General features: G+C 70.8%; 5 protein-coding genes. 3 read left to right on the top strand and 2 right to left on the bottom strand.

Going from position 1 to position 10811, the window contains the following annotated elements; all coding sequences use genetic code 11:
* Window positions 1-218 precede the first annotated feature (218 nt).
* A complete protein-coding gene (locus tag FNH04_RS32040; RefSeq protein ID WP_322724432.1) occupies window positions 219-2144 on the top strand; it encodes a copper resistance CopC/CopD family protein in 1926 nt (641 codons plus the stop codon).
* A gap of 114 nt (window positions 2145-2258) precedes the next feature.
* Here FNH04_RS32040 and FNH04_RS32035 read toward each other — a convergent pair whose 3' ends face one another.
* Both FNH04_RS32035 and FNH04_RS32030 read right to left on the bottom strand, forming a co-directional pair.
* A complete protein-coding gene (locus FNH04_RS32035; RefSeq protein ID WP_152789358.1) occupies window positions 2259-6203 on the bottom strand; it encodes a glycoside hydrolase family 2 TIM barrel-domain containing protein in 3945 nt (1314 codons plus the stop codon).
* Between the two features lie 281 nt (window positions 6204-6484).
* Window positions 6485-7546: a 2-oxoglutarate and iron-dependent oxygenase domain-containing protein gene (locus tag FNH04_RS32030; RefSeq protein ID WP_152789356.1), complete on the bottom strand. Its 1062-nt coding sequence runs from the start codon at window positions 7544-7546 to the stop codon at window positions 6485-6487.
* Between the two features lie 396 nt (window positions 7547-7942).
* On the opposite strand from FNH04_RS32030, the gene FNH04_RS32020 reads away from it, so the two are divergent.
* Together FNH04_RS32020 and FNH04_RS32015 are read left to right on the top strand one after the other, a co-directional pair.
* On the top strand, window positions 7943-8644 hold the full coding sequence (locus FNH04_RS32020) for a DUF4328 domain-containing protein (RefSeq protein WP_152789360.1): 702 nt from the start codon (window positions 7943-7945) through the stop codon (window positions 8642-8644).
* A gap of 227 nt (window positions 8645-8871) precedes the next feature.
* A complete protein-coding gene (locus FNH04_RS32015; protein WP_152789354.1) occupies window positions 8872-10611 on the top strand; it encodes a lysyl oxidase family protein in 1740 nt (579 codons plus the stop codon).
* Window positions 10612-10811 lie beyond the last annotated feature (200 nt).

Below are 10811 nucleotides of genomic sequence, written 5' to 3'. Positions count from 1 at the left end.
CCACCCGCCCGGCCCTTCTGAGCACGTGGCCGTCCCCATCCGTATGTATACGACAGCCAGAACGACGGATACGGATCCGGAGACGCGACGTGGACCGACCGAGGGGCGAAGGGCGAGATGGCGGACGACGAGACGACGGTGCGCGTGGCGAGTCCGCAACCCCCGGGCGGGCCGGGTCCCTCGGAGCCGGGCGTGAACGGCGCGGGCTTCAGCGCGTGGTGCTGCTGGGCGCCGTGCTGGTCCTGCTCCTCCTCGGCGGCGCGGGACCGGCGTCCGCGCACGCCGCACTCCGTGACAGCGACCCCCGTGACGGAGTCGTCCTCAAGTCCGCACCCCGCGACATCACGCTGACCTTCACCGAGTCCGTCAGCCTCCTCGACGACTCCCTCCGTGTCGTCGACCCGGACAACCGCGCCGTGGAGACGGGCGAACCGGGCCGCGCGGGCAAACGGTCCGACACGGTCAGGGTGACCCTGCCCCCGGACCTCGACGACGGCACGTACACCATCGCCTGGCGGGTGGTCTCGGCGGACAGCCACCCGGTCTCGGGCGCCCTGCTCTTCTCGATCGGCGAGCCCTCCGCGACCAGCGCGGTCGCCACCACGCCCACCGAGGACCCGATCGTCGAGTCCCTCCACAACATCACCCGGTACATCGCGTACGGCGGTCTCGCGCTCCTCATCGGCGTGACCGTCTTCGCGGCGGCGCTGCTCGGCGGCGGTCTCCCCGAGGCGCTGCGCAAGCTGCTGCTGACCGGCTGGTGGACCCTCCTCGGCGCCACGGCGGTCCTGCTCCTCATCCGCGGCCCGTACGAACGGGGCACCGGTGTCACGGACGCCGTCGACCTGTCCGTCCTGCGGGGAACGCTGGAGAGCAGGCCCGGGATGGCGCTCGTGGCACGGCTGGTCCTGCTGGCGGGGGCGTTCTTCCTGATACGGGGAGCGGGCGCGGTACGGAAGGCGGAGACGCCCCGGCAGAAGGCCGTCCTCGCCGCCCAGGTCGCCCTCTCCGTCGGGCTGGCGCTCACCTGGGCCTCCGCCGAGCACGCCTCCGCGGGTATCCAGGTGCCCGCCGCGATGACGTCCTCCGTCCTGCACCTGCTCGCCATGGCGGTCTGGCTGGGCGGTCTGACGGCCCTGCTCACCGTGCTGTACCGCGCCCCCGAGGCCCTCTCGGCCACCGCGGTCGCCCGTTTCTCCCGGCTCGCCCTCGGCGCGGTGGCCGTGCTGGTCGTCACCGGCGTGTACCAGTCCTGGCGGGGCCTCGGCTCCTGGGACCTGTTCACTTCCACGACGTACGGCAAGCTCCTGATCGCCAAGCTGTGCGCGGTGGTCCTGCTGCTGGTGGCGGCGGGCCTCTCGCGGCGCTGGACGGCACGGTGGGTGTCGGCGGGTGCGGAGGCCCGGCAGCCCGGGCGGGAACGGGTACTGGCCCAGGCGCGGGTGCCCGAGCGGGTGGGCGGCGGCGCGACGGTGACGATCACGGACGACGAGCCGGCATCCGCGGACGACGACCACGACACCGTACGGACGACGGAGGAAGCGCCCGGCGCTTCCGGCCCCGACGCGGACGCGGCGGTCGAGGCCGACGGCGGCGACCTCCCCCGCAGCCCCGGCGCGGACCCCGGCTCCCCGGCCGGCCCCGACGCCGACGGGCACCGCCACGCCCTCCGCCGTTCCGTGCTCGCGGAGGCCATGGTCGCCGTCGTGGTGATGGTGCTCACCACGGTGCTCACCGGCACGCTGCCCGGCAGGGCCGAGGCCGAGTCGGCGGCCGGGGCCCGCACCGCGGCGCCGGGCGCGCCCACCGCGTCCAGCAACCTCATCCCCTTCGACGTCGGCACCCCGAACGGCAAGGGCAAGGTCCAGCTCGACCTCGCGCCGGCCACGGTGGGCAAGAACTCGATCCAGGCGGTGGTCTTCGGCCCCGACGGCGGTATCGCGACCGTGCCCGAGATACGCCTCACCTTCACCCTGCGCTCCCAGGACGTGGGCCCGATCGACGCGAAGCTGGAGAACAGGGGCGGCTACTGGGCGACCGACACCCTTCAGCTGCCGCTCCCCGGCACCTGGACGATGAAGATCACGATCCGGACGACGGACATCGACCAGGTCACGGTGGAGAAGAACGTGAAGGTCTCCTAGAACACGGGCGGCCACGAGCGCGGGCAGCCATGGTGGGAGCATGACGAGGGCCCCGACCGTCTCCGGGGCCCGGCCCTCGTATCGGCTCAGCCGGTGTGGGAGCTCACAGCCCGCTCACTCCACGGCCGTGGGCCTGCGCGAGAGCCTCGTCGCCTCGTCCACGTCGGTCAGGGGGCGGAGCCGGTAGGTGTACGCGTAGTCGCGGCTCGCGAAGAGCTTGTACTCGTCGTGCGTGTGCGCGCCCCAGCTGTTGTCGCCGCCGACGCCCATCTGACGGTGGTTCACGCGCAGGACGACCTGGTCCCGTGGTGTGAGCTGGTAGTCGTGGCGCACCCCGACCGACAGGTCCTCCGGGGTGAAGTGCGAGGCGTTGACCTCCAGCAGCGGTTCGCCGGAGACGAGCAGGCCCCTGCCGCCGCGGTCGGTCAGGGCGAACCAGCGGACGTCGGTCCTGTTGCCGTTCTCCTGCGGGCGGATGTACGGGGTCCACTGTCCGGAGACCGTCCCGGAGTACAGGCCCACGTCGGTGCCGTCGTTGCGGTCCCAGTGGTTCTCCTCGGGTCCGCGGCCGTAGTAGCGCAGGCGCTCGAACCGGCCGGGCAGGAACAGCAGCGTGCCGACCTCCGGGATGTACGGCAGGGACGCCGCGCCCGGGTGCAGGGTGTTGTCGACCTTGATCTCGCCGTTGCCGAACACCGTGTACGTCGTGGTGTACGTGGACTCGACGGTGGTGGGCAGCGTGCCGCTGACCCTGATCTCCACGGCCTTGTCCCGCAGGGCGCGCACGCTCACGTCCGTCACCTCGCGCCGGGCCCCGGCGTCGCGCCAGGTCTGGTTGCGGATGTGCTGGCCGTTGCCGAGGTCGTTGTCGGTGGGTGCGCGCCAGAAGTTCGGCGCGGGGCCCGAGGTGATCAGGCGGGTGCCTCCGGCCTCGTACGACGTGATGACCCCGCTGCTCTTGTCCACGGTCACGGAGAAGCGCCTGCCCTTCACCGTGACGGCCTTGTCCCCGTCCTCGTGGCGCAGCGCCGGTACGCGCTCCAGCGGTACGGGCGTCACGGCCGGGCTGCCGGCGTCGACGGCGAGCTGCTGCCTGGCCACCTCGAAGCCGGACTTCGCCCACTTCGTGGATTCCCTGGTGGTGAAGGAGAGCCGCAGGAAGTACTCCGCGCCGGGCGCCGGGTCGTCCGGCAGCCCGAAGGGCACGGTGATGTCCTTGCTGCTGAGCGGCGGGACGTCCAGCTGCGCCCGGCTCAGCTTGCCGCGCCGCACGACCTTCCCGTCCTCGACGAGGGACCAGCGCCCGTCGAACTCGCGGAGGTTGGTGAACAGGTTCTCGTTGGTGAGGGTGACCGCCGCGGAGGCTTCGGTCAGTGCGTCACGGCCGGAGGCCGGTGCCGCGTTGATCGCCTGGTAGATCTGCTTGACCTCGGCGGCCTTGCCGGTGTGCCCGCGGTCGGCGGTGACGATGCCGTCGGCGACGAAGGCCCCGTCGTTGGGGTTGTCGCCCCAGTCACCGCCGTACGCGAGGAAGGTGCGCTCGCGGGAACGCTTCTCGCCGACCTCGACGGTGGCCGCGTCGAACCAGAACCGTACGCCGTCGTCACCGGGACCACGGCCCTGTGAAGCCAGCTCGGCGGCGCTCAGAGCCCGGGCGTACACACGCGCCCGCCGGATCGTGCCGCTGAACTCCCGCGTCGGGTTGTCCACGTCGAAGGCGAGCGAGAGGGGCGCGGTGTTGTTGCCCGGCCGCCGGGTGGTGGTCCGCGTGCCCTTCACCTCACCGTCGACGTGGAGGGTCAGTGTGCCCGCGTCCGCGTCGAAGACCCCCGCGACGTGGTGCTCTCTTCCGGTCCAGCCGTCCGGGAGGGCCCAGCTCGCGGAGACCCACTGGCCGCCGCCGTGGATGAAGAACTCCAGGGTCCTGTTCGTCTGCTTGAGGGCGTACTGGGTGTCGCCCTTGGCGATGATCGGCTGGTGGCCGCCGGTCACGTGCGGGGTGACCCACGCCTCCAGGGTGAGCGAGCCGGTGATGTCGAGATGCTCGTCGCGGGCGAAGACGGTGTCGCCGGAGACACCCTTGTCACGGTCGAAGCCGGCCCTCGCGGGGAGGACCTCACCGCGCAGCGAGCCGGGCCCGGACTCGGTGAGGATCTTGCGCACGGGAACGGGCTCGTTCAGCGACTGGTCCACGAAGTCCCAGATCCAGCCGCCCTGGAGGACGTCGTACCGGCGGATGAGGTCCCAGTACTTCTTGAGGTTGCCGGTCGAGTTCCCCATCGAGTGGGAGTACTCGATCATGACGTACGGCCGGGTGTCGGAGGTGTCCTTCGCCCGCTGCTCGACGCGGGCGGGGCTGTCGTACATCTCCGACCGGATGTCGCTGATCGTGGGCCGGTCGTCGCCCTCGTACTGGATGACGCGCGTCGGGTCGTAACCGCGGATCCAGTCGTGCATGGCGACGAACGTGCTGCCGCCCCCGGCCTCGTTCCCGAGCGACCAGATGACGACGGAGGCGTGGTTCTTGTCGCGGTGGACCATGTTCCGGGCGCGGGACACGCACGCCTTGGTCCAGTCGGCGTGGTTGCCGGGGTACTCGCCCCGGATGCCGTGGGTCTCGAGGTTCGTCTCGTCGACGAGGTAGAGGCCGTACTCGTCCGCGAGTTCGTACCAGAGCGGGTTGTTGGGGTAGTGCGAGGTGCGGACGGTGTTGATGTTCATCCGCTTGATGATCTCGATGTCCCGCACCAGGTCCGCACGGGTGAGCGCCATACCGCGCTCGGGGTGCATCTCGTGCCGGTTGGTGCCCCGGAAGGACACGGGCTTGCCGTTGATCCGCATCAGCCCGTCCTTCAGCGCGAACTCCCGGAAGCCGACCCGGTGCGAGAGGGTCTCGATCACCTTGCCGGCCGGGTCGCGCAGCCGCAGGACGGCGGTGTAGAGGTTCGGATGCTCGGCGGACCAGAGCTCGGGGGCGGGCACGGCTCGGCTCGCCCGTACGGTCACGTCGTCACCGGCGGGGGCGGACCCGAGGTCGACGGCCTGCCGGAGCGGCCGGGACCAGACGGCGTGGCCGCGGGAGTCGTACAGCTGGGTCTCGACGGAGTAGCGGCCGTCGTCCGGGCCGTCATAGGAGCGCACGCTCGCGGTGACGGACAGCTCGGCGGCGGTGTGGTCTTCGCTCAGCGGGGTGTCCAGCTTGAAGTCGCGCAGGTGGACGGTCGGGGTGGAGTACAGATAGACCGAGCGGAAGATGCCGCTCAGCCGGATCATGTCCTGGTCCTCCAGCCAGTCCCCGTCGGAGTAGCGGTACACCTCCACGGCGATCTGGTTGGTGCCGGCCTTGAGGTACGGGGTGATGTCGTACTCGGCGGGGGCGTAGGAGTCCTCGGAGTACCCCGCCAACTCCCCGTTGATCCATACGTAGTGGGCGGACTTGACCCCTTCGAAGTGCAGGAGCGTCCGCCGTCCCGACCAGCTGCGCGGGACGGTGAAGGTACGCCGGTACTGACCCACGGGGTTGTACCGCGTGGGTGCCGCCGGCGGCTGTGCCTCCTCGCCCAGGCCGTTGGGCCCCCACCACGGGTACGTGATGTTGACGTAGATCGGGAAGTCGTAGCCGTGCAGCTGCCAGTTGGAGGGGACGGGGATGCTGTCCCAGTCGCTGTCGTCGAGGTCGGTGCGGTAGAAGTCGCTGTTCCGGGCGTCGGGCCGGTCGGCGTAGGCGAACTTCCACCTCCCGTCGAGGCCGATCCGGTACGGCGACCGTGTGCGGTCGGCGTCCAGCGCCTGCTCGACGCTCGCGTACGGCATGAGGGTGGTGTGCGGGGGCTGGGTGCCCACCTGGAAGAGGTCGATGTCGCCGTTCCACTCGGGCTGTCCGTCGGCCGTCCCGGTCCCCTCGGCCGCGTGTGCCGGGGAGGGGAGCCCGGACGCCGACGTCAGGGCGAGTGAGCCGAGGAGGGCGGCTGAGCCCTCCAGGAGACGGCGGCGGCTGAGGACCGTCCGCTCGGGCCCGTCGGCGGGAGAGGGGTGCGGGAGCGGATGCGGGTGCGGCATGACCGGGCCTTCCTCGGGACGACAGTGCGGGTGCACGTACTGAGGGAGCGTCAGATCCTGTTGCTTGCCCGGTGGCTCCAACTGCCTCGGAGAGGGGTGGAGTTGATGCTGAGTCGGGAGGGAAGCGCTGGTGACGGTGGAGCCTGTGGGGCCAGGCTCACCCTAGAACTCGAACACAATCCAAGCAATATCTCCGTCGGGCTTTGTGTGGTCCTGGTGGATCACGCTGGGTTGGGTGCGGGTGAGGGCTCGGTTCCGGTGCCTCACCCGCACGCGGTCCGTCAGCTGCTGACGGCTTCCTTGCGGAGGGCCTCCAGGGTGTCCAGGCGGCCTTCGGCCTCGATACGGGCGGTGGTCGTGCGCTCGGGGTAGCAGCGCATGAACATGTTGGTGAAGTGCGTGCCGTAGTGGATGAACTCGCCGTCCTCGCCGTCCTCGCCGTCCCCGTCGTCGTCCAGGGGGCGGGCGACGGCCTGGAAGGACGGCTCGTGGAAGTAGGCGAGCGTGTAGCGCTCCCGGTCGGCCAGGCGCACCTTGTGGGGCGTGGAGAGCAGGGTTCCGCCGGTGATGAACTGCATGATGTCGCCGGGGAAGACGGTGAAGACGGAGGGGACCGGGGTGACGAACGTCCACGGCTCCTCGTTCTCGAACCGCCCGGCCATGGACTCCTCCGGCAGCCAGTTGCGCCCGCGCTCCTCGCCGGGTACCGGAGGCCGGATGTACAGGCCGCCCACGTCGTCCTGCGCGGCGATGACGAGCAGGCCGTAGTCGGTGTGGGAGCCGATGCCCCGTTCGGAGGTGGCGTCGGCGGCGGGGAAGCGCAGGACGCGCATGTGGTGCCAGCCGTCGTCGGTCAGGCGGGTGAAGTGCTCCGTGTCGTCCAGGCCGAGGCCGAGAGCGGTCAGCCGGAGCAGCCGGTGGCCGATGTCCCCGACGACTCCCATGTAGTCCTTCATCGCGCCCTCGTAGTGCTTGGAGGGCCAGGGGGCGGGGCCGTGGCAGGGCCATCCCTCGACGACGCGGGCGTCGCCCTCCGGGATGTCCGGGCAGACGGTGAAGATCTCCGAGCCGTCCTTCTCGCCCGCGGTCTCCTCCTCACCGGAGGCGACGTAGCCGCTGTAGGTCAGGTCGGACACGTGCTTGGCCTTCTCCGGGAGAGGGCGGCTGAAGAAGGCCCGGGAGGCGTTGAGGGCGCGTTGCGTGGCGGCTTCCTGTTCGGGGGTGGCCTCGATCTGGAAGATGCCGTCGGACTGCCAGGCGGCGATGAGTGCCCGGCCGAGGGTCTTGTCGGCTTCGCCGCCTTCTATCGCGGAGGGAAGCCGGAAGGTCTGCAGTGCGGTCATGCGCGGAACCTTGGCCGAGGGGCTGAAGTCCCTGCTACCCCCAGGTGAGGGAGGTGCTCACGGAAACACGGCGTCCAGCATTCCGTTTCCGGTCCGGAAATTTTTCGGAGCGGGCCGAGTACGGGGGCGGCGTCGACGTCGTACGTCCTGTCCGGGAGCGGCCTGGTCCTGTGGCACTTCACCTTTCCCAGGGACGGGCGGCGCCGGCCGGCTCCTCGCTGTTCTGCCCGGCGCCTACGTCGGCCCCGATCGCGTCGGCGCTCCTGGTCACCGGGGTCACCGGGGGACGTGCCGGACTGCGGGCCTGGCGCCGCCGGATGACCGGCCCCCCGCCTCCACGGATGTGCGGAACTCTGCATCCGGAGGTATCGATTGCTCGTCTACAAGGGCATGGACATGAAGGCTGACCCGCTGAACGATCACAGGACCGAGCTCCCGCTTCGCCCGGTCCGCACAACCGCCCTCGTCGCCGTCGCGGCCCTCGCCCTGGCAGCCGTCGCCTGGGTGGTCCGGGCCGTATGGCACATACGACTCGCCGTGGCGGGGATGCCGGCCTCCGGGCCGATGGACCAGGGCGGCGGCCGGCACCGCCTGCCGACCGCGCTGGAGGACGGCTACCACATCGTCGACGCCCTGGGCTCCGCCGTCATGCTGCTCTGCGCTGCCGCGTTCCTGTTCTGGCTGGGGCGGGTCCGGGACAACGCGCGCGCCCTGTCGGGAGAGCGCCTGCGCTACTCCGGGATCTGGGTGTACGCGGGCTGGATCGTGCCGATCATGAACCTCTGGGTGCCCCGCGGCATCATCGTGGACGTCCACCGGGCGAGCGCCCCGGGCGAGCGGCTGCCGGGCGTCGTGAACTGGTGGTGGGGACTGTGGCTGGCCGGGATGGCCGGTGGGGTGGGCCTGATCTACCCCTACGACGAGGACGACGTCATCGTGCGCGCCTACACGGACGTATGGCAGCTGCTGCTGGTTGACGCGGCCGTCATCGGCGCGGCCGTGGCCGGTGTCCTCGTCGTCCGGGCCCTCACGGCGGCGCAGCGGGCACGCGCCGATGAGGCCCTGCGGCACGACGACGCTCCGGTGGCCACGCCGTAGCCACGGGCCAGGTCGTAGCCAAGGGTCAGGTCGTAGTCCGGTGGCCAGGTCGCAGTCCGGTGGCCAGGTCGTGGCCGGATTCGGCCAACTCTCGGCCAACTCTCCTCGCCGGGCAACCCGGACAGCCTTTTCACCTGTCTCACAGGGTGCTCACAGATTCGGCTCCGGATGCCGGGGGTGTCCGTACGCCGGTCTGTCGTGGGCTGTCCAGTCCGATGCCACTGACCATGGCACTCGCAGACGAGGAACCGATGACCAGTCAGGAACACCGCCGCAGACGCATGAGGCGTACGACGCTCGCCGCGGGAGCCGCGCTCACCGTCGTCGTCACCGGCGCCGGAGCCGCTCCCGGAGCCGGCGCGGCCCCGGCGGAGGCGGCCGGGAAGCCGAAGCTCAAACTGATCGCCGCGTCGAACTCCGTGACGCTCGACCGCTGGGAGGGGGAGCCCGGCGTCTATCTCGACCTCGGCACGTACGTCACGGTCGACAAGGCGCCGCTGGAGTTCAAGGTGACGCGGAAGTCGTACAAGGACCCCGTCGTCGCCAAGCAGATCCTCCGCAGCGGAACGACCACGAAGACGAAGACCCTGCCCGCCGGGATGGTGAAGGACTTCTCCGGTCTGCCCGGCTTCATCGACGTGTCGGTCACCAACGCGGCCGGCGAGGTGGTGGCGAAGAGCAAGGGCGCCTTCTGCCCGAACAACGCCTCCGGACGGATCCGCCCGGACGCCCCGGCGACCTCGCACTATCCGCAGAGCTGCCCCACCAACCCGTTCACGCTGGGCTCGGTCTGGGGTGTCGAGAAGGGCTGGGCGTCCAACTCCAGCACGGTCGACTACGACAAGCCGGTGGACCTGCCCGCCGGCGAGTACACGGCCAAGGTCACGGTGGCCAAGAAGTACCGGGACTACTTCGGCATCCCCGACGACCGGCCGACCATCAAGCTGACGGTACGGGAGATCAAGGACGACGAGGGGGAGGGCCTGGCCGGCTCGCGCTCCTCCGCCCACCACTCCGCCCAACACTCCGGCGGCCACGGCGCGTCCGCCGCCCAGTCCGCGGAGTCCGCCCGGTCCGGCCACGCGGGGCACCACTACGGCCCCCGCGGCGCCGACGCCCCCACGCCGCCCGCCTTCTCGCACGCGCTTGAGGACCGCGGTCAGGCGCACCACCTGGGCGACGGACGCGGCCACACCGACGGCTCGCGCATCGCGCCCGCGCTGAAGGCCAACGCCAAGCGGCCCACCGGCCGGGCGAGCGTTCCGGCCGACGCGCCCAAGCCCGACCTGCGTTCGCTGCCCGCCTGGGACATCGCCATCACCGATGGCGAGGACGGGGACGCGCCGGGCAAGGACTACCTCGCCTTCAGCGCCAACGTCTGGAACGCGGGCCCCGCTCCCCTCGTCGTGGACGGCTTCCGCAGCCCCGGCAAGGACCTGATGGACGCGTACCAGTACTTCTACGACGCGAACGGCAAGCAGATCGGGTACACCCCCACCGGCACCATGGAGTGGGACCCGCGGGAGGGCCACGAGCACTGGCACTTCACGGACTTCGCGAGCTACCGGCTGCTGAGCGAGGACCAGACCAAGGAGGTGCGCAGCGGCAAGGAGGCGTTCTGCCTGGCCAACACCGACGCCATCGACTACACGGTGAAGAACGCCAACTGGGCCCCGTACAACACCGACCTGTCGACCGCCTGCGGTGAGCAGAACTCGATCTCCGTCCGCGAGGTCCTCGACGTCGGCTCCGGCGACACGTACACCCAGTACCGTCCCGGCCAGTCCTTCGACATCACGGACCTGCCGAACGGCACGTACCACATCCAGGTGATCGCCAACCCGGAGAAGCGGCTCAAGGAGACCAACCTCAAGAACAACGTCGCGCTGCGCAAGGTCATCCTGGGCGGTGAGCCGGGCGCCCGCACGGTGAAGGTTCCGCCGCACGACCTGATCAACGCTCCCTAGTACCAGCCGGAAGCACCACGCGGGGCACACTCGGGGCGGCGGCGCCGGGCCACTTCACCTTTACCGGTCGGCGCCGCCGTCCCGCGGTTCACGCCCCGTCAGCGGCTCCGCCTCCTCCCGCAGCCACTCCACCAGGGTCCGCACCAGCGGGTGGCCGTGCCGCTGTCTGCCGGTGGCGATCCCGATATGGCGGGCGGGGC

The organism is Streptomyces phyllanthi (assembly GCF_009377205.1).
Classification (GTDB): domain Bacteria; phylum Actinomycetota; class Actinomycetes; order Streptomycetales; family Streptomycetaceae; genus Streptomyces; species Streptomyces phyllanthi.
Note: the sequence above shows the minus strand (reverse complement) of the source record. Positions and strands in the feature narration are given on the sequence as shown.

Coding starts and splice junctions, on each gene's coding strand:
- FNH04_RS32020 (WP_152789360.1), top strand. CDS start 7,943: ATGAAGGCTGACCCGCTGAACGATCACAGGACCGAGCTCCCGCTTCGC.
- FNH04_RS32015 (WP_152789354.1), top strand. CDS start 8,872: ATGGCACTCGCAGACGAGGAACCGATGACCAGTCAGGAACACCGCCGC.
- FNH04_RS32030 (WP_152789356.1), bottom strand. CDS start 7,546: ATGACCGCACTGCAGACCTTCCGGCTTCCCTCCGCGATAGAAGGCGGC.
- FNH04_RS32035 (WP_152789358.1), bottom strand. CDS start 6,203: ATGCCGCACCCGCATCCGCTCCCGCACCCCTCTCCCGCCGACGGGCCC.